The sequence below is a fragment of the Bacillus tequilensis genome, assembly GCF_012225885.1.
GTDB classification, from domain to species: domain Bacteria; phylum Bacillota; class Bacilli; order Bacillales; family Bacillaceae; genus Bacillus; species Bacillus tequilensis.
In genome coordinates this window covers 1,189,990-1,212,175 of record NZ_CP048852.1, presented here as the reverse complement: position 1 = coordinate 1,212,175, position 22,186 = coordinate 1,189,990, and the positions used below count along the sequence as shown (strand labels likewise).

The 22,186-nt window shown below is 37.4% G+C and carries 26 protein-coding genes and 5 pseudogenes; 21 read left to right on the top strand and 10 right to left on the bottom strand.

Annotation, left to right across the window (positions count from 1 at the left end; genetic code table 11):
* Nucleotides 1–15: 15 nt before the first annotated feature.
* A complete protein-coding gene (locus tag G4P54_RS06425) occupies nucleotides 16–1,416 on the bottom strand; it encodes a polysaccharide deacetylase family protein (RefSeq protein WP_167872134.1) in 1,401 nt (466 codons plus the stop codon).
* 249 nt (nucleotides 1,417–1,665) lie between these two features.
* Here G4P54_RS06425 and G4P54_RS06420 point away from each other — a divergent pair, with 249 nt between their 5' ends.
* The 3 genes from G4P54_RS06420 to G4P54_RS06410 all read left to right on the top strand — a co-directional run bounded on the left by G4P54_RS06420 (nucleotide 1,666) and on the right by G4P54_RS06410 (nucleotide 4,256).
* Nucleotides 1,666–1,878 (top strand): spore coat protein, encoded by a 213-nt coding sequence (locus G4P54_RS06420; protein ID WP_167872133.1) that lies wholly within the window; start codon nucleotides 1,666–1,668, stop codon nucleotides 1,876–1,878.
* Between the two features lie 121 nt (nucleotides 1,879–1,999).
* Complete coding sequence (gene cyoE, locus G4P54_RS06415; protein ID WP_167872132.1) at nucleotides 2,000–2,989, top strand: heme o synthase; 990 nt, start codon at nucleotides 2,000–2,002, stop codon at nucleotides 2,987–2,989.
* Between the two features lie 116 nt (nucleotides 2,990–3,105).
* Nucleotides 3,106–4,256, top strand: a protein-coding gene (locus G4P54_RS06410; RefSeq protein ID WP_167871594.1) for an IS3 family transposase whose coding sequence is annotated in 2 segments (ribosomal slippage) — nucleotides 3,106–3,379 and nucleotides 3,379–4,256 — 1,152 coding nt in all. Because the reading frame shifts where the segments join, the coding sequence is not laid out codon by codon here.
* A gap of 42 nt (nucleotides 4,257–4,298) precedes the next feature.
* Here G4P54_RS06410 and G4P54_RS06405 read toward each other — a convergent pair.
* The gene (locus G4P54_RS06405; RefSeq protein ID WP_167871451.1) at nucleotides 4,299–4,493 is read right to left on the bottom strand and encodes a hypothetical protein; all 195 of its coding nucleotides are present in this window, start codon (nucleotides 4,491–4,493) and stop codon (nucleotides 4,299–4,301) included.
* Nucleotides 4,494–5,056: 563 nt separating this feature from the next.
* Between G4P54_RS06405 and G4P54_RS06400 the strand changes: the two are divergent.
* Nucleotides 5,057–5,427: pseudogene (locus tag G4P54_RS06400) on the top strand (YjdJ family protein).
* 144 nt (nucleotides 5,428–5,571) lie between these two features.
* Entirely contained in the window at nucleotides 5,572–5,766 is a 195-nt protein-coding gene (locus G4P54_RS06395; protein WP_167872131.1) for a DUF4177 domain-containing protein, read from the top strand.
* Nucleotides 5,767–5,822: 56 nt separating this feature from the next.
* On the opposite strand, the gene ybaK is transcribed toward G4P54_RS06395, so the two are convergent.
* The gene (gene ybaK, locus G4P54_RS06390) at nucleotides 5,823–6,305 is read right to left on the bottom strand and encodes a Cys-tRNA(Pro) deacylase (protein ID WP_024716433.1); all 483 of its coding nucleotides are present in this window, start codon (nucleotides 6,303–6,305) and stop codon (nucleotides 5,823–5,825) included.
* 189 nt (nucleotides 6,306–6,494) lie between these two features.
* Here ybaK and G4P54_RS06385 point away from each other — a divergent pair, with 189 nt between their 5' ends.
* Complete coding sequence (locus G4P54_RS06385; RefSeq protein ID WP_167872130.1) at nucleotides 6,495–6,893, top strand: hypothetical protein; 399 nt, start codon at nucleotides 6,495–6,497, stop codon at nucleotides 6,891–6,893.
* Between the two features lie 217 nt (nucleotides 6,894–7,110).
* On the opposite strand, the gene G4P54_RS06380 is transcribed toward G4P54_RS06385, so the two are convergent.
* Nucleotides 7,111–7,413, bottom strand: a complete 303-nt coding sequence (locus G4P54_RS06380; protein ID WP_024716435.1) for a putative quinol monooxygenase — start codon at nucleotides 7,411–7,413, stop codon at nucleotides 7,111–7,113.
* 217 nt (nucleotides 7,414–7,630) lie between these two features.
* Here G4P54_RS06380 and G4P54_RS06375 point away from each other — a divergent pair, with 217 nt between their 5' ends.
* The 8 genes from G4P54_RS06375 (at nucleotide 7,631) to G4P54_RS06345 (ending at nucleotide 11,878) form a co-directional block, all read left to right on the top strand.
* Nucleotides 7,631–8,794, top strand: a complete 1,164-nt coding sequence (locus tag G4P54_RS06375; RefSeq protein ID WP_167872129.1) for a response regulator aspartate phosphatase — start codon at nucleotides 7,631–7,633, stop codon at nucleotides 8,792–8,794.
* The gene (locus G4P54_RS21460; RefSeq protein ID WP_255210057.1) at nucleotides 8,781–8,903 is read left to right on the top strand and encodes a hypothetical protein; all 123 of its coding nucleotides are present in this window, start codon (nucleotides 8,781–8,783) and stop codon (nucleotides 8,901–8,903) included. Before G4P54_RS06375 ends, G4P54_RS21460 begins: the two co-directional genes overlap by 14 nt.
* 49 nt (nucleotides 8,904–8,952) lie before the next feature.
* Nucleotides 8,953–9,126 (top strand): hypothetical protein, encoded by a 174-nt coding sequence (locus G4P54_RS06370; protein ID WP_167871450.1) that lies wholly within the window; start codon nucleotides 8,953–8,955, stop codon nucleotides 9,124–9,126.
* 436 nt (nucleotides 9,127–9,562) lie between these two features.
* The gene (locus G4P54_RS06365) at nucleotides 9,563–9,808 is read left to right on the top strand and encodes a spore gernimation protein GerQ (RefSeq protein ID WP_167872128.1); all 246 of its coding nucleotides are present in this window, start codon (nucleotides 9,563–9,565) and stop codon (nucleotides 9,806–9,808) included.
* Nucleotides 9,809–9,824: 16 nt separating this feature from the next.
* The gene (locus tag G4P54_RS06360) at nucleotides 9,825–10,193 is read left to right on the top strand and encodes a spore coat protein (RefSeq protein WP_167872127.1); all 369 of its coding nucleotides are present in this window, start codon (nucleotides 9,825–9,827) and stop codon (nucleotides 10,191–10,193) included.
* An 18-nt stretch (nucleotides 10,194–10,211) separates the two neighbouring features.
* Nucleotides 10,212–11,348, top strand: a complete 1,137-nt coding sequence (locus G4P54_RS06355; protein WP_167872126.1) for a zinc-dependent alcohol dehydrogenase — start codon at nucleotides 10,212–10,214, stop codon at nucleotides 11,346–11,348.
* Between the two features lie 17 nt (nucleotides 11,349–11,365).
* Complete coding sequence (locus G4P54_RS06350; protein ID WP_024716441.1) at nucleotides 11,366–11,560, top strand: hypothetical protein; 195 nt, start codon at nucleotides 11,366–11,368, stop codon at nucleotides 11,558–11,560.
* Nucleotides 11,561–11,578: 18 nt separating this feature from the next.
* Entirely contained in the window at nucleotides 11,579–11,878 is a 300-nt protein-coding gene (locus tag G4P54_RS06345) for a spore coat protein (RefSeq protein WP_024716442.1), read from the top strand.
* Nucleotides 11,879–12,026: 148 nt separating this feature from the next.
* On the opposite strand, the gene G4P54_RS06340 is transcribed toward G4P54_RS06345, so the two are convergent.
* Nucleotides 12,027–13,124, bottom strand: a complete 1,098-nt coding sequence (locus tag G4P54_RS06340) for an L-dopachrome tautomerase-related protein (RefSeq protein ID WP_167872125.1) — start codon at nucleotides 13,122–13,124, stop codon at nucleotides 12,027–12,029.
* 508 nt (nucleotides 13,125–13,632) lie between these two features.
* On the opposite strand from G4P54_RS06340, the pseudogene G4P54_RS21625 reads away from it, so the two are divergent.
* Nucleotides 13,633–13,955 (top strand): annotated as a pseudogene (locus G4P54_RS21625) (contact-dependent growth inhibition system immunity protein).
* Between the two features lie 170 nt (nucleotides 13,956–14,125).
* Here the strand turns inward: G4P54_RS21625 and G4P54_RS06330 are convergent.
* The 3 genes from G4P54_RS06330 to G4P54_RS21455 all read right to left on the bottom strand — a co-directional run bounded on the left by G4P54_RS06330 (nucleotide 14,126) and on the right by G4P54_RS21455 (nucleotide 15,864).
* Nucleotides 14,126–14,692: a cysteine hydrolase family protein gene (locus tag G4P54_RS06330; RefSeq protein WP_167872124.1), complete on the bottom strand. Its 567-nt coding sequence runs from the start codon at nucleotides 14,690–14,692 to the stop codon at nucleotides 14,126–14,128.
* A 248-nt stretch (nucleotides 14,693–14,940) separates the two neighbouring features.
* Complete coding sequence (locus tag G4P54_RS06325) at nucleotides 14,941–15,312, bottom strand: YrdB family protein (RefSeq protein WP_167872123.1); 372 nt, start codon at nucleotides 15,310–15,312, stop codon at nucleotides 14,941–14,943.
* 417 nt (nucleotides 15,313–15,729) lie between these two features.
* Nucleotides 15,730–15,864 (bottom strand): hypothetical protein, encoded by a 135-nt coding sequence (locus tag G4P54_RS21455; RefSeq protein WP_255210045.1) that lies wholly within the window; start codon nucleotides 15,862–15,864, stop codon nucleotides 15,730–15,732.
* A gap of 57 nt (nucleotides 15,865–15,921) precedes the next feature.
* On the opposite strand from G4P54_RS21455, the pseudogene G4P54_RS21540 reads away from it, so the two are divergent.
* Both G4P54_RS21540 and G4P54_RS21230 read left to right on the top strand, forming a co-directional pair.
* A pseudogene (locus G4P54_RS21540) lies at nucleotides 15,922–16,499 on the top strand (site-specific integrase); the annotation flags it as partial.
* A gap of 415 nt (nucleotides 16,500–16,914) precedes the next feature.
* Nucleotides 16,915–17,107 (top strand): annotated as a pseudogene (locus G4P54_RS21230) (hypothetical protein).
* 29 nt (nucleotides 17,108–17,136) lie between these two features.
* Here G4P54_RS21230 and G4P54_RS06320 read toward each other — a convergent pair.
* The gene (locus tag G4P54_RS06320; RefSeq protein WP_167872122.1) at nucleotides 17,137–17,886 is read right to left on the bottom strand and encodes a Panacea domain-containing protein; all 750 of its coding nucleotides are present in this window, start codon (nucleotides 17,884–17,886) and stop codon (nucleotides 17,137–17,139) included.
* A gap of 2 nt (nucleotides 17,887–17,888) precedes the next feature.
* Nucleotides 17,889–18,596 carry a RelA/SpoT-related domain-containing protein gene (locus G4P54_RS06315; RefSeq protein WP_167872121.1) on the bottom strand — a complete coding sequence of 236 codons (708 nt, stop codon included), beginning with the start codon at nucleotides 18,594–18,596 and terminating at the stop codon, nucleotides 17,889–17,891.
* A 608-nt stretch (nucleotides 18,597–19,204) separates the two neighbouring features.
* On the opposite strand from G4P54_RS06315, the gene G4P54_RS06310 reads away from it, so the two are divergent.
* From G4P54_RS06310 to G4P54_RS21535, 4 genes and pseudogenes are all read left to right on the top strand, one after another.
* Nucleotides 19,205–21,076: a T7SS effector LXG polymorphic toxin gene (locus G4P54_RS06310; RefSeq protein ID WP_167872120.1), complete on the top strand. Its 1,872-nt coding sequence runs from the start codon at nucleotides 19,205–19,207 to the stop codon at nucleotides 21,074–21,076.
* Between the two features lie 20 nt (nucleotides 21,077–21,096).
* Complete coding sequence (locus G4P54_RS06305; RefSeq protein ID WP_100740753.1) at nucleotides 21,097–21,405, top strand: hypothetical protein; 309 nt, start codon at nucleotides 21,097–21,099, stop codon at nucleotides 21,403–21,405.
* Between the two features lie 53 nt (nucleotides 21,406–21,458).
* A complete protein-coding gene (locus G4P54_RS06300) occupies nucleotides 21,459–21,758 on the top strand; it encodes a contact-dependent growth inhibition system immunity protein (protein WP_114168520.1) in 300 nt (99 codons plus the stop codon).
* An 88-nt stretch (nucleotides 21,759–21,846) separates the two neighbouring features.
* Nucleotides 21,847–22,142 (top strand): annotated as a pseudogene (locus G4P54_RS21535) (tyrosine-type recombinase/integrase); the annotation flags it as partial.
* Nucleotides 22,143–22,186 lie beyond the last annotated feature (44 nt).

Below are 22,186 nucleotides of genomic sequence, written 5' to 3'. Positions count from 1 at the left end.
GGCAGCCTTTTCGTATTAATTCGCTTCTCTTTGTTTTTTAACCTCTTCAAGCTGAGAGACCGTCACCAATTGATAGCCTTGATCTGTGAGCTTTTTGATAATTTCATCAGCCGCATCAGCAGAAGTTCGGTAAATGTCGTGAATCAAGACGGTTCTTCCATCTCCCGCCTGGCTCATGACACGGTCAACGATTGTTTTCTTGTTCCGGTCTTTCCAATCTTCCGGATCAACATCCCATAACGCGACGTCCATTTTCAATTGACTCCGCAGCTCATCATTAATGCCGCCGTATGGAGGTCTTACAAGCGCCGGACGGTATCCGCTTATTTTTTCAACGATGTCTTGCGTGTCATTGATCTGCTTTAACGCTGCTTTCACTGAAAGTCTTGTGAGAAGCGGGTGGCTCCATGAATGGTTGCCTACCTCATTCCCCTCTTTCAGTATTCTTTTAAGCGTTTCAGGATAATATTGCACCCTGCTCCCCAAAACAAAAAAAGTGGCATGCCCCTTATATTTTTTCAAGGAGTCTAGAATCTGGTTTGTTGTCGCAGGATTCGGGCCATCGTCAAAAGTAAGCGCAATGACTTTTTGGTTTGGATCAATTGTTTCCTCTTTAGGTAATGAAATTACTTCATGCTTCGGCTTTTGTTCTTTGATTTTATTTTTGTTTTTTTCTTTATCAATATATTGTTCTTTCATGATATCTTTCAAAAGGCTTTTCTTAATGGCAATCGATTGCTCTCCTAGATTGCCTGCTGCGACCTGATATGTATCAAAATAAAATTCGATATAATCTTCCTTGATGGCAAAGCGGCTGAAATTATCTTTTTTCGGTGCCGTTCCTTCCTTTAACAGCGCATCGTCCGCAGCAAAGGCTTTTTCTTTTTTCAGCTCATGATAAGCAATTAGCGAAAGCTTATGTAAATAGTCGGCGTCCTCTTTGAATATATCATCAATTGAAAGGAAAGCTTGCTTACTAAAATCATAGTTAAACGTTTTTGTCACATTTTGTCCATGTGCGCCGCCGATATATTTATATTCATGAAACACAATCGCTACCGTCTGCTTGGCATAATGGACAATTTTATAATCAATATTTAACTCGTTTCGCTTTGTCGTATGCTCCTGATCAACATCTTTTGTTTCCTTCTGAAATTGGCGAACCTCTTTCTCTGCGAAACTCTTTAATGCCGAATCCATTTTTTTATTTTTGAAAACGGGATAGTTCACCGCATAATTGAACGTTTTCCCGTCATTCACAAGCGTTGCGATCTCGACATTTCCATACTGAGAATCAGTTTTCACTTTATTCATGACCGTTTCTTTTTCCAATGAATTATGAAAAAAGCCGATAAGGCCCGCCACACATCCAACTGCTATCAATACATAAAACCATTTAATTCTTTTTGCCAACAACCAAAACTCCTTCTTTCGTAACCATTTCGATTTATTCTTCATCAGATAGAACTGCATCTATTTGAAATATTTTTGTAATATTAAAGTAACATACATTTCACATTTGTAATACTATGAGATTTAGAAGTTCTTGTCAATCCTTTTCATGGATTTCACCCTCAAAACAATCGATTTCACGATTGTACATACACCCAACTCACACATCAAGAATATGGTAAATGGAGACAAAAAACTAGGGAGGTTTTCCTCTTGGATTATCTTTTAAATGAATTTGAACAAATTACACCTTATGATGAACGACAGCCTTATTATTATCCGCGCCCGAGACCGCCTTTTTATCCGCCTTATTATTACCCAAGACCGTATTATCCGTTTTATCCGCGTCCACGCCCGCCTTACTACCCTTGGTATGGTTACGGCGGAGGATATGGCGGAGGATACGGCGGAGGATACGGGTACTAAGTGCCGTTTGCCAAAATGGGGGCAGTCCAGCTCCCCATTTTTTAATTCAAAAATGACAATATCATGACAAATATAGGAAATAATTGCGATTCCCTAACCCTCTTGTTACGATAACAAAAGCATGCAGTTTTGGGGGAGGCGTCTATTTTTGGAGAATACGAGAGATTCTGCCGCTATATCTGAAACGAAATACATAAAAGCTTCGAACCGGGTAACAGTTTATGATTTTATCAAACTTGCAAAACCCGGCATTATCATATCAAACTCGATCGCAGCCTTTGGCGGATTTTGGATCGCGTTTACAAGCGCAGAAAAACCATTAACCGGAATGTTTTTTTTGATGACAATGGTGACAGCAATGCTTGGAACCGCCTTTGTCATGGCTTCCGGCACTGTTTATAACAACTTTTTTGATCGGCATATGGACGCAAAAATGGCACGCACCCGCAGCAGAGCCTCAGTCACTGGAAAAATGCCGCCAGCCATGATTTTAACCTATGGCTCCGTTTTAGGGATCGCAGGTCTCGCAATGCTGTATTCCCTCAATTTATTAACTGCCCTTCTCGGACTGGCCGCTTTTATTTTTTATGCGATTATTTATACAGTATGGGTGAAACGAACCTCTGTGTGGAGCACATTTGTCGGAAGCTTTCCGGGAGCCGCGCCGCCGTTAATGGGGTACTGTGCCGTAACCGGAGAAATCAGTACGGCTGCGGTGCTGTTGTATGCGATTATGTTTCTATGGCAGCCCCCGCATTTTTGGGCGATTGGGATCAGACGCAAAGAGGAGTATCGGACAGCGGGTATTCCGCTTCTGCCTGTTGTAAAAGGGAATCAAGTAACGAAAGTAAAAATGATGCGATATATTGCAGTTCTCGTGCCGGTCACGTTATTATTGCCTTTTTCTCTCGGCACCGGCCGTATCAGCCCATTTTATTTCTTAGCTGCCTTGGTTCTCGGAGGCATATGGATCAAAAAAAGCATCCAAGGATTTAAAACCGACGATGACGTGAGATGGGCAAAGGATATGTTTGTCTACTCGCTCATTTATTTTTGCTTGCTGTTTTTGATCATGATGATTGATTCATTTGTGATGTTTTTGATCAAATGATGAAAAAAGAGTCACACATTTGGGACTGACCCCATAAGATGAGACAAATAAAAAACACCTTCAAGTTTGAATACGGATGATTGTTATCCGAAATTAGACTTGGAGGTGTTTTTTCTATGGGGACAAGAGTGAGTTATCCGGTTGAAGTGAAACAGAAGGCTGTAGAAATGAGATTGGCAGGCGTACCTATGAAAGAGATCATGCAGGAGTTGAATATTAAGAATAAGACACAGGTTCAGACATGGGTTAGATGGCATAAGGCTGGGGATACACATCGATTCGAACAGCCTGTTGGAAAGCAATACACTTACGGAAAAGGTCCGGAGTATTCTTCCGAATTAGAGAAAATGCAGGCAGAGATTCGTTACCTGAGACAACAGAATGAAGTTTTAAAAAAGTACAACGAATTGGAAAGGAAGTTGATAGCGAAACGTCAGTCGAACTTGTAGAAATATTGAACAGCACAATGACCATACAGGATATCTGTATTCATTTAGGTATCTCTCGAGCGTCTTATTATCGCTGGAAGAAGAATCCGATGAAGGATCATCCCAAGCGCCATTTGGAAAAACAAATCGGCACGTTGTGCCGAGAGCACAAGTATCGATATGGATATCGAAAAATCACAGCTATACTAAAAAAGAGTATGCATATTAACCATAAAACGGTTCAACGTATTATGCAGAAAAATCAATGGCAGTGCCGGGTTAAGGTGAAAAAGCGCAAGAAGGATGGGCAGCCATATGCCGTGGTCGATAATATATTGGATCGGAACTTTCAGTCTGATCGCCCTCTTGAAAAACTAGTAACGGACATTACGTATTTGCCTTATGGACAGAAACAATTGTACCTTTCCAGTATATTGGATTTATACAATGGAGAAGTGATTGCTTTTACGATTGGGGATAAGCAGGATACAGCCTTTGTCTTAGACACACTTGATCAGCTGCCAATGTTGCCTGAGAACTGCGTGTTACATAGTGACCAAGGTTCTGTGTATACATCTTACGAGTATCAAAAAGCTGTTAAAACAAAAGGCATTACCATGAGCATGTCCCGCAAAGGGACGCCCGCTGATAATGCCTCCATCGAATCGTTTCATTCCTCACTAAAGTCTGAAACGTTCTATCTTAACAGCATTGATCGAACTACGACCGCCATCGTAGAACGCACTGTCATAGAATACATTCATTATTATAACAATATTCGTATCCAAACTAAACTAAACAACCAATCACCGATAAACTATCGGCAATTGGCTGTTTAAAAGGTGTTTTGATCCCTGTCTCAAAAACGGGGGTCAGTCCCTTTAATGTGACTCTTTTTTGTTGGGAAAAACAGCATCTAATAGAAATGTCACGGCAAAAACCACAGCCATGCAGATCAAAAATCGGACAATCTCACTCAAAATCCAGCTATCAGCAATGCGCATACCATCGGTTTCTCGAAGGCTGGCGCATATGGAAAAAATCATAAGTATGTTTTTTAGCGTTTCTTTGTTCATGAAATACCATCGCTTTCTTGAAAATGATTACTGAAATACAAAATAACAGATGAAATAAAATGCAGCTAGGTACATACCGTGTCCTCAGCGTTGGGCGTTTTGATTGACTGAAATCCTAGTTTTTGTTTAACAAGCCATTTGCAAAGCTCAGGCGAACAGATGAAAACCGCTTGAGTGTAAAAGCATATCTTTTGCGATAAACTAAGCGGCGGAATAATGGCATAAAAAAATATATCCTTAATAAGTGAATCGGGAAAATGCGCTTTTTTCTTAAAGCTAATACAAGAAAAAATAAACCGATAAACGAAAAGACAGCACGTCCCCCAGCCAGCTATCGGGTGTAAACTAAAGTACAATAGTAAAATTGCTAAGAAATACAACAGAATCTCCAATCTATAAAACCGAACACCTTTTCCATCATCAGGTATTATAAGCCAAAATCAAACAGAAAAACAGGCTTTTGTCTTGTATGTAAGAACACAAAGAGAAATCGCCCCGCATAACCATATCATGGTAGTATATATTTATTTTTCCTATGTTTATAGATTTGGAGGTCTGCAAAAGTGAAAGGCATGCTTTTAATGATACAGCTTGGATTTTCTTTCATGGTTTTTCTGTTTTTAGCCGCTGTCAATTGGTATCAAGGGAGCGAGCTTATTTCAGATCGATTTGATTGGAACTATACTGCTAAAATTTCAAAACTCCTTAATGAATCGATACCATCACAAGTCCCAAACAAATTTCACAGCTTGATTTTTTCATTTACTCTGCAAAACACGATCCTGTTATGAGTATGCTAATGATCCTCTCGTTTCTATATGTTTTGGCCGCACTTTTTTTACTTATTTACTCAGTCAAATTCAATAAGCAAAAGATTCATTTGGACTGTGATGAAAACACAACCCATAAATTCAATGGCTTCCCTAACTCCTAGGAAGTTATGCGGCAGCCATGCAAGCGTCATATGGCAATGATTTGTTTGGCGGGGAATTAAATAAACTGTTACGGTTCATATTTTACCAAGTTTTTGGAACATCCTCCTCACTATTACGTATATCTTAATTGGAGGGATGAAACGATGAAAGAGTATGAATTTGTAAGAATTGAACTTAGTACTATGAGAAGACGGCCTAAAGAAGACTACCAGCAAATCATCCATGACTATGCGAATAGAGGCTGGAAATTCGTTCAGATTTTTGCTCCCAGTATCGACGGGTATGGAGCAGCCGCTTATTTTGAAATCATATTTGAACGAGATGCCGAAGAAGCTTAGTCTTATTGACTAAGCTTCTTCGGTTACGCAATATTTACATCCTCATTGCCGGTCCTCTATACGATTTCTGCAAATTCGGCATTGCATGCTTTCGCTAAATCTTGTGGCGCTGCCTTTAGCTGCATGCCGATTTTCCCTGCGCTGACAATGATAAAATCTAGTGTTTCAGCGGCTGCATCAATATAGGTTGGGAACGATTTTTTCATGCCAATTGGTGAGCACCCGCCGCGCACATATCCGGTTATTCCCAGAAGTTCCTTCATCGCAATCATTTCTATTTTCTTTTCACCTACTACTTTGGCTGCCTTTTTCACATCTAATTCCTCAGCAACAGGTACAACAAAGACGTAATAATGGTTTGCTCCTGCCGTTGCCACCAAAGTTTTATATACATACTCGACAGGATATCCGATTTTTTCAGAAACAGTGATGCCGTCTGCCGGTTGGCCGCCTTCTGTTTCGTAACCTAATAACTCATAGGAGATGTTCTGCTGTTCTACCAAACGAACCGCATTGGTTTTCGCCATTTTTTTCGCCATATTTTCCCTCCGCTATCAAAAAATACTGCTATCTTCAATATATTAATACTATCATCGAAAACAGACATATTCTACTAACCTGCATGTTAAAAAAAGAACCTCTAGAAAGCCAAAACAAGAAACAAAAAGGAATGAACGAAATGTATCAACATACAATTTGTATGAATGTAAAATTAAGGAGTGGTTACTTTGTATCATTATTTTTATGGGCCTGCGTTAATTCCTTACTTTTCACATACTCGTAACCCCACTCAAAGAAATCAAGACTTTTCAGAAAGACAGCGAAGAAGAGAAATCACATTGAATGTAGATGGCTCTATCCCGCCATCTTCCTCTGAGGATATCGGAGACGGCTTTTATTCTTACGCATGGACGAACCAACAGGTCATCAATCCAGGTGAATACCTTGTTTGTTATCTCGAAGGAAGGAATATAAACGTGATAAATGGCGGTTTTACTCCGCGTGATACTGCTCCGTTATATGCAATCGCAAGCTTTCCAAGGAGAAGAAATCAATGGGTCATTACGATCCATAATCCTGTTCAAACGCAAAGAGCCCTATCTCTTTATTTGATTGCGAAAAGGTAATAATAAACGGGTAGGAACGCTTTGACACAAGCTCTTTTCCTGCCCGTTTTGGACTTATGATTTTGGCCCCCTCTTCCCTTTGAAGGCAGTGACGCAGGAAATTTGCCCACGTAAGTTCCTAAACACATGTCCCCCCATTCACAAAAAAATGGACACTAACCTAAAGCACAGAGTTCTCTGTCTAATGATTAGTGTCCATAAGCCTTCCGTCTTGGACCTATTCAATTTTGGTGTCCTTTTCATCATTCACATTGCTTTTCACTAACCATTCTACTTCCGTTAATTCTTGTTTTTGAACATCTATCGTGTGCTTTTTCGTAAAATGGATTTTAACAGCTTCTTCGTTTTCCCAAATCTCCCAAAGCATTATTTTGCGTTCTGATGGTTCAAGCGGATAGGCATGGAATGTAATACATCCTTCTTCCTTGTTCGTTTCTTCCTCAAGTTTTTTGAATTCCTTCATTATCTCATTAAGGTCTTTATCACTGATGATTTTTAAACATGCAGTTATGTAGTGCATCGATAATCCCCCTTACATTTATTTATAGCTTTTCATTATAACATTTTCTTGAAAATTGTAGAGGTCATTTATATATCGTTAAACGACATCGGGAGCCTTTAGACAATTTATGCTTATTTCGTCCTTAAATAGAAAGATTTTTCAAAAAAAATATTCTATTAGAGGGTGTCCTTGGTGGTATAATATTAAATATATGTAAAGAAAAGGAGGTATTTGATTGTCTGTTTCGGATTTAATCCCATATCATTATGTAACTACAGACATGAATCATTGGTATGTTGTAATAAAGCAGGGTCGAGTTAAGAAAGCAAAAGAAATGAAACAAAAAGTGGAAAAAGAATTCGACATGATGGAGAAAAATGAAAAAGCAGCAGTCTATCTTCAGCTATTAAAGTTACGGCACGAAATAATGCTGTCGTATCTCGAACCTGACTCTGTTAAAAATATAGATGGTGTTTATTCTGATCTCAAAAAGACAAAGGAGAATATGGCTCCTGAATCCCTCACGAATACAATAGAGTTCTATTATCATTTTTTTACCGGTATGTATCATTTCCGAACAAGAGATTTAGTTATTGCCCTAACATATTATCGCGAAGCTGAAAAATATCTTGATTTATTAGATGAAAATGCCAATACAGATAAAGCAGAGTTCTATTTCAAAGTGTCAGAGGTCTATTATTATATGAAAGAGACTCATTTCTCAATGAATTATGCCCAACGAGCATATTCTATATTCAAGGAGCAAAAAGACGCTCAGGGTAACCTTACATATGGCAAAGAAATGGTCCAATGTCAGTTTGTTATCTTTGGAAACTGGCTAGATAAAATGTGTTATGAAGATGCTTTAGAAACAGCCAAAAAAGCTTTAAATGATGCTATAAAAATCGGGAAGCAACATTTAATTGGTTCAGCTCATTTTAACGTGGGATTATGTTATAATAACCTTGAAGAACTTGACAATGCAGAGAAATATTTTCAAATCGCCTATGACATTCATAAGAACCGAAAGCACATTTATGAATCCAAAGCAATTTTTAATCTTGCATATGTCAAAGCAAAGAAGAATGATTTAAAGGCTGCATTAGAGTTATACCAGGAAGGTCAGAAGGTTGCTGCCCGACACAACAACCGGGAAGTAACCGAGAAATTAAAACTGGTTAAAGGTCTTTATTTATCATTCGACTTACAAACACTTAGAGAAGTGTTCAAGTTCTTCAAAGAGAAAAATCTTTATGGTGACATGGAAGAATATGCTGTTGCTGTTGCGGATTTTCTGACCAACAAACAAGACAGACATGACGCGGTCGATTTTTATCAAATGGCAATTGAAGCACGCAAACAAATTCAAAGGGGGAAGCATTTAAATGAAAAAATGTAAAATTGCAATTTGTTTAGCGCTCTTGCTTGGCGTTGTTGGAGTATCTGGCGCTTCATACGCTCTTTCTGAGCAGTCCACTTATAAGGTTGCAGATAGAGCAGCAACTTAATATGATAACGAAAAACCCCATATGGAAAGTCCAAAATGGGGTTTTTCCTTTGTTTTTATTTAAATCATGCGACGCGGTTGTATTAATACAAGCTGAAAAGAAAAACGGCAAATGGGTAAAATCAAATAATCCAGAAAATGTTGTCGTATCCTTTGCAGGAACCGATCTCGGAAAAGACCCGATCAATGATGGCGCAAAAGGCGTTAGCTCAGCGGATAAGTGAAAGTGCCAAGCTCATTTGTCAGTGCAGAAAACAACGGAGAAACTTTTATGAATAGCTTTAAAACGAAATAAAGGACACCTTTCAGGGTGTCTTTTCTTAAACTGCGAAGGATTCTCCTGTATCTTCTGATTGAACCATCCCCGCATCCATATACAGCTTTACATCTCCTGAACATCCTGCAACCCTTCACTAAAACATTCCAACAACAAAAAATTCATAATACAAACGGCAATAAAAAATAATACAAAATGAAGATTACTGTAAAGATTCCAATAATCACAAAAAAAGACCGCCGCAGCAATCATCCTCAGCCATCACAATAAATGAATATTCCAACCATTTAAGATAATTTACCAATTCCAAAAAAATATTAACGGATATTTTCCTTCTATTTCTGAAACAATACAATTGATGAAAATAAGGAGGTTAATTAGAAATGGGTAATCAAAAATTAGCTGATCATGAATCGTTGGATTTACATGAGGTTATTAATTTCAAAACCCTTTGCTTAGCGAAATCAAAACTAATGCAAGGGCTCGTATTTGATCAAGATTTGAGAGCATTAATGCAAAAAGATGTTGAACAGTCCATGCAAGCGCTTGGAGAATTACAAGCAGTTTATCAACGCGCACCTTTTGAAGCTCCAGTTCCTCAAAACCGTCCAACACCAATCATAAATTAAAAAGGAGGCAAATTCATTGAACCAGGACTATTTAGACCCTATAAACGCGCTACACGTGCCAGAACTAGCAGATACCACATTTGCGATGGATTTACTTCTTCGTGCCAAAGAAGGTGTGCGCAATATTGCTGTCGCATTAACGGAGTCTGCATCACCTGATGTTAGAACCCTCTTACGAAAACAGTTAATGCAAGGTATTGCCATGCACCAAGAAATTACAGAACTAATGATTAGTAAAAAATGGTTCCATCCAACCGAACTAAGTGAACAGTATAAACTAGACCAACTCTCTGCCAACAATACAGTGATGATTGGAAAAATGAATCTATTCCCAGTTGAGACCAATAGAAAAGGTATGTTTGACCGGACACCTGATGAACACTAACACTGGAGGCTATATATCATGAAGGCAGTTACGTATCAAGGTATTAAAAATGTTGTAGTCAAAGAAGTTCCAGACCCAAAAATTGAAAAACCAGATGACATGATTATTAAAGTAACGAGTACCGCTATATGCGGGTCTGATTTACATTTAATTCACGGCATGATTCCTAACCTGCAAGAAAACTACGTTATTGGTCATGAACCAATGGGAATCGTCGAAGAAGTCGGTCCAGGTGTGACTAAGGTAAAAAAGGGAGACCGAGTCATTATCCCCTTTAATATAGCATGCGGTGAATGCATTTATTGTAAAAACTCTCTGGAAAGCCAATGTGATAATTCGAATGATAATGGGGATATGGGTGCCTATTTCGGATATTCTGGTACGACTGGTGGCTATCCAGGCGGGCAAGCCGAATATCTAAGAGTGCCCTTTGCCAACTTTACTCATTTCAAAATTCCAGAGACTTGTGAAGAACCTGATGAAAAGTTAGCTGTTATTGCGGATGCGATGACGACTGGTTTTTGGAGTGTTGACAATGCAGGCGTAAAGGATGGAGATACAGTTATTGTTCTTGGCTGTGGCCCGGTTGGTCTTTTTGCTCAAAAATTCTGTTGGTTAAAGGGAGCAAAGCGAGTCATTGCCGTTGATTATGTCAATTATCGCCTGCAGCACGCCAAGCGCACTAACAAAGTAGAAATTGTTAACTTTGAGGACCATGAGAATGTAGGAAGTTATCTTAAGGAAATCACTAAAGGTGGCGCAGATGTTGTCATCGACGCTGTTGGTATGGACGGTAAAATGACTGATATGGAATTCCTCGCGAGCGGGATGAAACTTCAAGGTGGAGCATTAAGTGCTTTTATCATAGCTTCACAAGCTGTGCGTAAAGGCGGGACAATTCAAGTTACTGGCGTTTACGGCGGCAGATACAATGGTTTCCCTTTTGGAGATATTATGCAGCGAAACGTCAATATCCGCTCTGGACAAGCACCCGTGATTCATTATATGCCATATATGTTTGAATTAGTTTCGACCGGAAAAATTGATCCAGGAGATGTCGTAAGTCATGTACTTCCACTTAGTGAAGCAAAGCGCGGCTATGAGATTTTTGACACAAAAATGGATGATTGTATAAAAGTCGTGTTGAAACCTTGAGGAAGGAGGTATAAAAAATGAACTACGCCTTACATGAAGTGCTTGAGGTCCATGAGATGGCTGCATTTAAGACCACTTGTTTAACGAAATCCAAAACGATGAGAGCGTTAGTTACAGATCAGCTTTTAAAAGATATTATGCAGCAAGACATTAATGTATCCACGAAACAGTTACAAGAATATGCTTCTATCCTTTCTAACGCAAAGCAATAAACTAGGAGATGAATGAACATGAATCCAATCATTGAAACTTTAACTGGTATGGACGCACTATCGGATCAAGTGGTTGCAATGGATCTACTCATTTCAGCTAAAAGCGGCATTAGAAATTATGCCATGGCAGTTACGGAATCAGGAACACCGGAAATTAAAGAAATGCTTACTCGCCATTTAGTGGAAGCTCTTGATATGCATGAACAAATATCCGCGTATATGGGAGAAAAAGGATGGTACCATGCTTGGGATACAAACCAACAAATCAGTTTGGATTTAAATAATATTAATACAGCATTGAACTTACCGACATTATAAAAAATCCCTAGGAACAGTTTAACAATCACCACATTAAACTGTTCCTAGTAAATCATTTTGAGATTATTTCGTAGAAGCAAATAAAATGAATACTTCTTGCTTACTCGTGTTTGTTTTACACTATATGACAATGAATTGACTATTTTTATTATGAAAAGGTCGGGGCCGGAAATTCACCGATTTTCATACGAAGTAAACTATAAGGTTTCTGTCGCAGGTCTTTTCCATAATGAAATCTAGGCTGCCGATGTAATTGGTTGACAATGACATACAAATATTGATCCGGTCCAATTGAAAAAGTATCCGGCCACAAAATTCTCGGATCATGTGCAATAGTTCCTATCATACCATTTGGAAATATTTTACGAATACTGTTGTTTTCATAATCTCCAGTATAAACAATTCCCTTTGCATCGGTTATTATTCCATCAGACGCACCTTTTTCTCCCCAATACTCCACATGATAAGGTAAATCCATGTCCGGTATCGTTCTGTCTCTCAGGGCTTCTGTCGAGATAGAGAACAAGTGACGACTGCTTAGCGGAGCAAAATATAATATCTTTCCATCAGGAGAAATCGCAAGACTATCAGAAGCCAATCTAAATGGAGAAGTTGAGCCATCTTTGTTTCGATTCATTAAAATTTGACCTTCTATTTTCGGTAAAAAATAGGGATCGGGCGAAGTTGAATTTGCCCCATTTAACCGCCTAAACGCGTTTCCATTTGATAAATCTACGACGATAATAGCTCCAGGTCCTCTTGAAGAAGAATCCGTTATATAGGCGTAACCTGCTTTTCCAACTCGAAAATCAAAACGGACATCATTCAGATAAGTTGTAGGCAGGACAGCATCTTCTGTAAAAGTGTATACTTTTCTTATTGTATTGGTTTCTAAATCAACAGCGACTAATTTTGCCCCCCCTTTAATAGGTTCAGAAAAATTGGGTGCCGCTGTATCTAATACCCAAAGCGTTCCCCTTCCATCGGCAACGACACTTTGAACACTGATGAAAGTCATTGTGAGATTCTCGGGATTAACCAAATTGGTTTGTAAATTAGGGTACGGCTTCAATTTATCCCCAACAATTTCCCCCACCGTAAATTTAACATCGTCTCCCCACTTCGGAAAGCAAATGAAAATACGACCGGTTTCTGAAACAGTAACACCTGTAGGCATAGCCCCATAAAATGCATAAACTAGTTCAAAATCACTGAAATATTTTTCACTAGGCAACATAGGTTTCATAAGATCCTCCTCAAGCATTCAAACGGGATATAACCTATATATGATGTGATTTTTTTCTAGTGCATGGTTCTTAGTAAGTTTTCTATACGAAAAGACGAATGAATTGATAAGTTAAAGGTCTCCAGATGAAGACGAATTCACTTAGCAGGAGCAAGAATATTCCTGAATTAACGCAGACCAAGTACAATATTCTCATATTTAGGACACTTTAAAATTACAGATATAACCGGAGAAGTTTTGCAGGCGTTTGTCAATCAGCTACATATGAGCATAATCTTGCCGATAAAGCATCCGAGCTACTTTCGGAATAGTGGGCGAAGTGCTAAAGAAATTTTCGCGCAAAGGAAAGTTTGCAAAGTAAAGAACTTATTAATGGTTTAAGAAAATGAGATGAAAAGTACCCTGACTTAGAAATGACAAACGACATTGATAGAGCAGAAAGTTATATAGAATAGGATACATACCATTTCTCAGATTTGAAGTTAACATTTCTTGGTGGTGATAAGTAATGATTGAAATCGAAGTTTCTGATCCTGTGTTTAGATTCCTTGGCGGATATTTCCATCAGGATATTGATTCACCAGAGTCATCACTTCGTGAATACTTAGAGGAGATACCAAAAAAAGAGCAAGAACATGATATAGCAGCACTTAAAGAATATTTATAAACAGCGATTATTCGGATAAAGAAAAGAATGATTTTATCGATGTAGCTCCCTTGTACAACACCTATTTACAATCGCCAATAGTTATTTTTGAATATTCCAAAAAACGAGCCCCTTTTAAGGGGCTCATTTTGTCGCGTGTGTATTTTAGTTGTTACTTTCAATAAATCGATCTTCTTTACCTGCTTTGATTAGTTTTGCATTTTCGCTCCCTTCTGATTCGTGTTGTTTTGGAATAAAAAACGCCTTTCACTAAAGTGAGTTAGGCGTTTGTACTTAATAGTTATATTAGTGATTCAATTAAAAAGCGCCTGCCGATATTGTGTCATAATTTTATTCAGTGAGCTTTTATAAAATCAGTTATTAATTGTTCTGTTGTTAATATTGTGGCAAACTCATCGTGCAATGTGGCTATAGATACATTATGGATAGTATTTGCATCATAATATGTATTATTCTGATCCTTCATACCAAAGGCTGCCGTTGCATCAGAAATCAGGTATGTATCAAATCCTAAATTGCCACTCATTCTTGTAGTTGTTGATACACAGTGAGGCGTAGTTAAACCAGTTATTACTACAGTTGTTATTCCATTTAATTTTAAGAAATCTTCTAAATTAGTACCAATAAAACTACTATTTACTTTCTTGGTTATAATTACTTCTTCATCCATAGGTTTAACTATCTCCTTTATAGCAACCCCCTCATTCTTTGGATGAAATACAGATTGAGGTTTATCAGAAGTGTGTTGTATGTATATTACCGTCCAACCTTTTTCTCTCCACAATTGTAGTATCTTTCTAATGTTTTCTTCCGCCTCTAGGTTATTTCGTTCCCCCCATTTTTTATCATCGAAGGCTTTTTGTACATCCACAATTATTAAAGCTTTTTTCTTTTCTCCCACAAGAGAACCTCCTAAGTTGAATTTGTTATTTATTACTACATTTTAAATACTGATTTTACTTTTGTACACTGGGCTCAATGATAAATTTCAAATAACATCCTCCATACTGGGAAAACGTTCGAATATATTCCCTCTAAAACCACCACCGTGCTCAAGCCGTTAACCGCCAGTTGTCTATTCTGAGACTTACCAGAAGCAGTTTACAGAGAATATAAAAAAGCACTCTAAAAGGAGTGCTAAATTAAAGACTATTGATTTAGAAGCCATTTGATACGCTCAGCTGAAAATATATAGTGGAGTATTATAAGACATAGAAAGCTGAGACTAACTGTTTTTAAATCACTAAAATAAAGCGCTGCAACAGCTATTCCAAAGATCATTAATTCAATAACTAATCTTGTTATCCCGTTTACAGCTATTACAGTTTGTCCATTTCGACTAGGATCATTAGGTACTGCAAATACAGTCCAGATAATCATAACTACAATCGGTAATACAAAAGTTAGAACATATTTAAAAAAACCATTAAAATGGGTACAAACAAACACCCCTATGGAGATTAGTGCAGCAATTTCAAGGGCGAATCTTAAAAGTAAATTAGTTTGGTTCAGTTTTTCCAACTCCTCTATATTAAAAAGCCCTCCCGCAGAAGATGCTCTTTCTCTACTTTATTTCATTGTATAGAAGCTTTTTTGTTCTTCCCCTTTTGATTCTCTTGGAGTTTTTGGAGAGATCGTCTCCACTTTTGAAGATATAATACCGACTGTTACTGTTACTAATGCTCCAATTAATGCTATGACTATGAGTATTATGAAATATGACAAATTTCCCCCTCCTATCTAGATAATTATCCAAATAGACAGGAATTTGTCTACAATTTGCAGAATTTGTCGAACGAAACTGTTGAATAAATCCATATTTCGTCAGAGGGTATTAACATGTACGTAATACTGCTGCTGTTTTAACACCGATAAACTATCAGCAATTGGCCGTTTAAAAGGTGTTTTGATCCCTGTCTCAAAAACGGGGGTCAGTCCCTAATTCAATACTTTTCTTTTCATGCTGTCATCCGGCAGAACCGCAATATCAAAGAATAAAACCACCGCAATCACCCCGAGAAGCCAGCCATTTGTTTTATCACGCTTTGCAATGATTGTTTCATCACCGATCATTTTTAAATCATCTGCTCTCACTCAAGAACAGGTATATATTGTTCGGGTACTTTTCATAATATTAAATGGCGTTTATATTATCTTGCAGCTCTAATCGGCGGGCTTCGTAGAGGAGAAGCTCTTGCTTGCGAATGGCACTTGGATGTAGATTGGGACAAAGGTGGAATATACGTAAATAGATCAATTTCTAAAAACAATTAACGGAGAGCCTCACGTTAAAAGTCCAAAGTTAAAAAGTTCTCAACGATTCGTTAAAATGCCTGATTTTTATACGGATGAGTTGGCTAAATATTATCGCATATGGAAGAAAGAAAAACTTATGCTCGGTGATACCTAGGAAGGCGGAGAACATCAATATGTAACCTTACTACTATACAACCCGTACCGCAAAATGGACTAAAATAAAAAAGAAGTACGGCCTAAAAGATGTTCGTCTTCATGACTTGCTGCATACTATGGTGCCTCTCCTTATGGAAGCTGGCGAAAATCTCAGTGCTATTCAAAGAAGAGCTGGACTTGCCAGTGCTCGAACAACTAGTGATATTTAAGGCCACGTTACCGAGAAACTCGAAAATAGCACAGTAAAACACTTTAACCAGTTCGATCCTAGAAGCCTAGCACAAAAACAGAGTTGATTTTGAATTCCCCTTCAAAATCAATTCAAAAAAATAATTTCGTCCCAAATTCGTCCCCAACTCGATGAATGATGACAAAATCAATAAATAAGCAAAGTAAAAAACCCTTGCTGCGCAAGGGTTTAAGCTATGATTCCGACTGGGCTCGAACCAGCGACCTCTACCCTGTCAAGGTAGTGATTACCTTCTGAGCTGTTATTTTTATTCCTGACAAATACTTATCCATCAAGGGATTGCAAATTTAAGATCTGATCTTTTCTGATTAAAAATAATGATTGTTGGCAGGTTTGGACAACAACTCGCCAACAATTTTCCACTTAAAACCAGAGATTGAATCCACAGCCTTGCCAATATTTTCTCCATTGATAAAAGAACTTATGTTCGCATATAATTTATTCAAGGAGATGAAATCAAAATGACCGATTTTGAACGGAAAGTGTATCGGATTATTTTTTAACATGAGCCGCTTCGGGAAAAATCCCTCCCTGGAACAATTGAAAAGGAAAACCGGCAAAGATGATCAGACGATCCGTGCTGCTGTGCGAGGCTTAATGATGAAGGGTGAATTGAAGTGGGATAAGCAGAAAAAACGTTGGGCTTTCAATTAATAAAAAAACTCTCTAATATAGAGAGTTTTTTAAGTTGCATATTGATGATATTGAATAATCAGATCATCTGTAATCTCACAATTTTGGCCAGGCTTGTAGGCTCTAGCCCATGGTCCACCTTCCTGATGAGTCTTGTCAACTAAATGAAAAGCATCTAATTCACCATACTTCAACAGAGTATCTTTTATGCATTGCAAAGCAGCTGTTCCATACTCAGAAGTCCAGATTTTTATTAGAGAGGGCGTGTATGCAACCTCTTGAGTTCTGAGTAAAAACGTTTCGTCTTCTTTGTAATCAATTTGAGAGCTTCCGTGTATTCTATATCTATGAAATATGTCTTCGACCACAGGACCATATTTAAAGGCAACGATTGGATCTTTAAATAACTTTGATCCAGTTCTAAGTAAGAATTCAGAGTAAATATAGTAAAGTAATTTTTGTAATTTCAAATGTGATACAGGATAAATGGCAAGTACGAATTTAGCAACATCATAAGCAGAAAGTTGTTGATCGTTTGACACAACTTCTATAAAATCATCAATTCGATTTGTAATTATAACATCATCAAAGAAAGAGTCCATTTGTACTACCGAATCCCAAGAAATATCGTCTGTTGTTAACTTATGAATTCCGAATTGCACATGTCCACATTCTTTTTTTATCCTAGTTATAAATAACTTGATATATTCTTTATCAAGCTGGTCTTCACTCGAATAATGCCAACCGTATCTTCTTCCACCAGAGAAATCACTTACGATTGCAATAAAATGAAAAGCCATAACTAAACACCTTCCATTTCCAGTTCAATTTCCGTTGAATTTTTGTAAATTTCAGCCCACTTTTTATGTTCTTGTTTGTGATCTTTATGTGACAAATCATTTTGTGTTCGATCTTTTAAACACCAGATTTGTATTTCCCAAGGGAAGTATTTCCATTCCTCGCCGTATAAATAAATATGAAAGGCTTTATAATTGCCTTTCGAAGAATCCATGAAATCAATTCGATTATTATAAATCTGTTTTAGTTGTTGACATGTTTTTTGAAAACAGTTCTTATTATGATCAAAAAACGTTGGGTGTATTCTAAATCCTAATAAATCATTTAAACATTTATTTATCGGGATTTTCCCCTCTTCCTTTTTGCCAACAAGATAATACTTAAGTTTGTTAACAATCGAAGTAGTTTCTTTCGTCCTTAACCTTAGAATTAATTCTTTGTATTTATTCTCCAAATCAGTATATGCACTGTAAAGAAGTAGTTCCTCCCTGTAATTGGAAATTAACTGCAAGAATAAACTATCGACTGAAAAAGTATTCTCCTCATTAATATGAGTAACATGATTAATTTGTTTTCTTTTTAAATTTATTAGATCATCTTTCTTTTCTAGATGAAATTCAGTTGAAATTTCTTTATGCGCATTATTGATATCAATAATTAATTCATAAAAGGTATCACAGAATGATTCCATTTCACATGTACAATTAATCACTTTACTCTTCCCCAATTTAGAATTATCGGATTGGTGTTTAATTCATCTAATTCCTTTTGATTCCGTTTTATTCCCTTTGATTCTGTTTTATTCTGTTTTATTCCCTTTGATTCCGTTTGATTCCGTTTGATTCCGTTTGATTCCCTTTCATTTTACTCTTTCTTGTTTCCATCTACAATGATTTGGAACCAATTTTTAAAAATTCTATTACCTAAACTTAAATACATTAAACCTTATGCCAGTCTTTAATTCATCAAATCATTGAACCCCCTTTTTAAATAAGCGAAAAAGTATGACAAAAAACCCTCCTCATTTCGAAAAGGGCTCATTCATCATACGGCCGGCACTTCTTCCGGCCGGCTTCTAATTCTTTTTTAAGGGCTTGTACATGTCCAAGCACAAACAGTGCAACTGTCCCCACTTTTTTTAACCAGGCAGCTACCTGCCTATCCTTTTAACCTCTCTTCTCAATTGCTTAACAACACACGAATGAGAATAAAGACTCAGACCTAATTAATCATTTTCCTCTTTCGAAATACTTATTGGTCTTTTTCTTCTTTCTTCCATGGTAATATCTTGGTTAGGAATCCCAATGAAAGGATATGAACATGAAAGTACTTGAAGCAAAGACGTTGCTTGCCGAAGCAGATAAACGCGCAAAGGAATACAAGGAATTAAGAAGTCAGATGGTCAATCTAAAAAAGGCCTTTAAAGCCGTAGCTGATTTAGATGACAGTGAGTTTTCTGGAAAAGGTGCCGACAACATTAAAGCATTTTATCAAGACCACGCAGGTGTGGCTGACAATTGGATTGATCTAATTGATATGAAAATTGCTTTCTTGACAAGCATTTCAGGCACTTTAGAGGACGCCAGCTTGTCTGATGCATATATAGAAGAATCCTTCTTAGAACACGAGCTGGCCAACGCCTACACAAAATCAAAATCCATAATGTCTGAACAAAAGAAAGCGATGAAAGATATCTTACATGATATCGACGATATTCTTCCGCTTGATTTGTTCTCGACAGAAACCTTTAAAGACGAACTCGCCGATGCGGAGAACAAACGCAAAAAAACAGTCAATAAAGTAGGCAGCGTTGACGAAGCACTTGTTTCTGAATATGCCCAGTCCGAGCCAAACGAGCAATTCATCAAGAAGGACTTTCAAAAGCTGGAGGAATCCACAGGCAAAGGCAAAAATGCTACGCCCATTCACTACAACGCCAAGGCGTACCGTGAAAGTGACATACATAAGAAAAAAGGCGATATTGAGAAACAAACTGAAGCTTATTTGAAGATCAAGAAAGATGAAGCGAAAGAACGAGAAATAAAAGATTTAAAGAAGAAGCTAGCTGACGGAGTAACGGATCCGGATGAATACTTAGAAATTGCCAAGAAGGTCGGATATGAGAACCTTACCCCTGAACAGCTTGAATTTGTTTCATTTCTTGAACAGCGTAAAGCTTTCATGGATAACGGAAAAGAAGTGTTGCAAATCATAGGTGATGGCGCCAAAGGTGCGATTGTTGGTTTATACGATCTTGCCAAGGATACCGGTGAAGGAGCCATTCAATTCGGATGGAATATCGGTTGGACAATTGATAATCTTAACAAAGATCCTCAAAAAGTGCTGGATACCGTTTTGGAATACGACTATCAAGCTGCCTTTCAAAGTATGGTTGACACATTGAAGGATAATTGGGATACAAAAATGATACACGGGGATGCATACACACGGCTGCACTATGTTACTTATTTGGGCGGAAGTCTTCTGTTATTGAAAGGTGGAAAGTCCTCTGTCTCAACGGGCTCGAAAGATCTTGCTAAAGTTGGAAAAGCAGCTAGTGAAAAGATTAAGAATGGCAAACCATCTGTCAAACCTTATGTTAATCGATATACTCCAGCATTAGAAGGGATTCTACAAGACGTCGGGAATACTATTAACGTTAAAAATACTCCGTTATTAAAAAGTATTGCGGAAAATGAAAAAAGCAGTGTACTCTTCAAGTCAGAAAAACCAAACGGTGGGAATCATAGAGAAACTGGCAGTCTTAAGAGTAATATTCCTGATAGTAGCATTAAGCACTCAGACATAGGTGATTTTACTAAAAACCCGAAAACAGGTGATATTTCAAAAATGAAAGGTGGAGGACATGGACAAAGTAACATTGAATTTCTTGAAAAAAATAATATAGACTATAACATAAATAAAGTATATGAAAATGGTGTTAGAGTAGGTAATGTTCCCGGACACAAGGTGAAAGCAAAAAGATCAGGCTCCAATCAATCTTGGTTTCCCGAAAGTTGGACAGAGTCTGATATTGCAGCAGCCGGTGCAAAGATTGCTGAATTACCCGAATTCGCTAATGCAGAAAATGGTGTGACTATATTCGGAGAGTATAAAGGTGTTAGGGTTGGAGTTATTAAAACAAATGGAGAAATAGGAACCATTTTCCCCGATGCAACTAAACAACCATAGACAAAGTATGGAGGATCAATATGAATCTAGAGAAAAAAATGGAAGCTATATTAATTAAAAGAAAAAAACTTAATCTTAATGATGACTATGGAATTCAAAAAAGTTGGGATGAAATAATTGAAGTGCTCTCAGAAAATGAAGAAAATACAATTAACTATCTAGAAAATTGTAATAAAGAAGATTTATATTGGATCAGTGAGGTATTTGAAGATTTAGCTGAAAGTTTGCAAAGTAAAGAACTTATTAATTGCTTAAGAAAATTAGATGAAAAGTACCCTGACTTAGAAATGACAAACGATATTGATATAGCAGAGAGTTATATAGAATAAGATACGCACCATTTCTCAGATTTGAAGTTAACATTTCTTGGTGGTGATAAGTAATGATAGAAATCGAAGTTTCTGATTCTGTATTTGGATTCCTTGGCGGGTATTTTCATCAGGATATTGATTCTCCAGAATCAGCACTGGACGAATACTTAGAAGAGATTCCAAAAGAAGAGCAAGAAACTGATATAGCAGCATTAAAAGATTTTATTAACAGTGATTATTCGGATGAAGAAAAGAATGATTTTATCGATGAAGCTGCTGACGGAGTGGACATTCGTAGTTACGGAGTATCTCCATTAGTATGGCTCGAACAAGTTATTCAAAAAATAGAAAAGAATATTGAAACTTTATAATCCATAAAAGGTCCCTTGAAAATTCAAGGGACCTTTTATTACTTCAAAAGCCCTTTAATTTTTGCTTTCGTTTTCGGTCCATAAATGCCATCAGGATTTATTTCACAGTGGTAAAGGAAAACCTTACTACTATACAACCCCTACCGCAAAATGGACTAAAATAAAAAAGAAGTACGGCCTAAAAGATGTTCGTCTTCATGACTTGCGGCATACTATGGTGGCTCTCCTTATGGAAGCTGGCGAAAGTCTCAGTGCTATGCTGGACATGCCAGTGCTCGAACAACTAGTGATATTTATGGCCATGTTACCGAGAAACTCGAAAATAGCACAGTAAAACACTTTAACCAGTTCGATCCTAGAAACCTAGCACAAAAACAGAGCTGATTTCGAATTCCCCTTCAAAATCAACTCAAAAAATAATTTCGTCC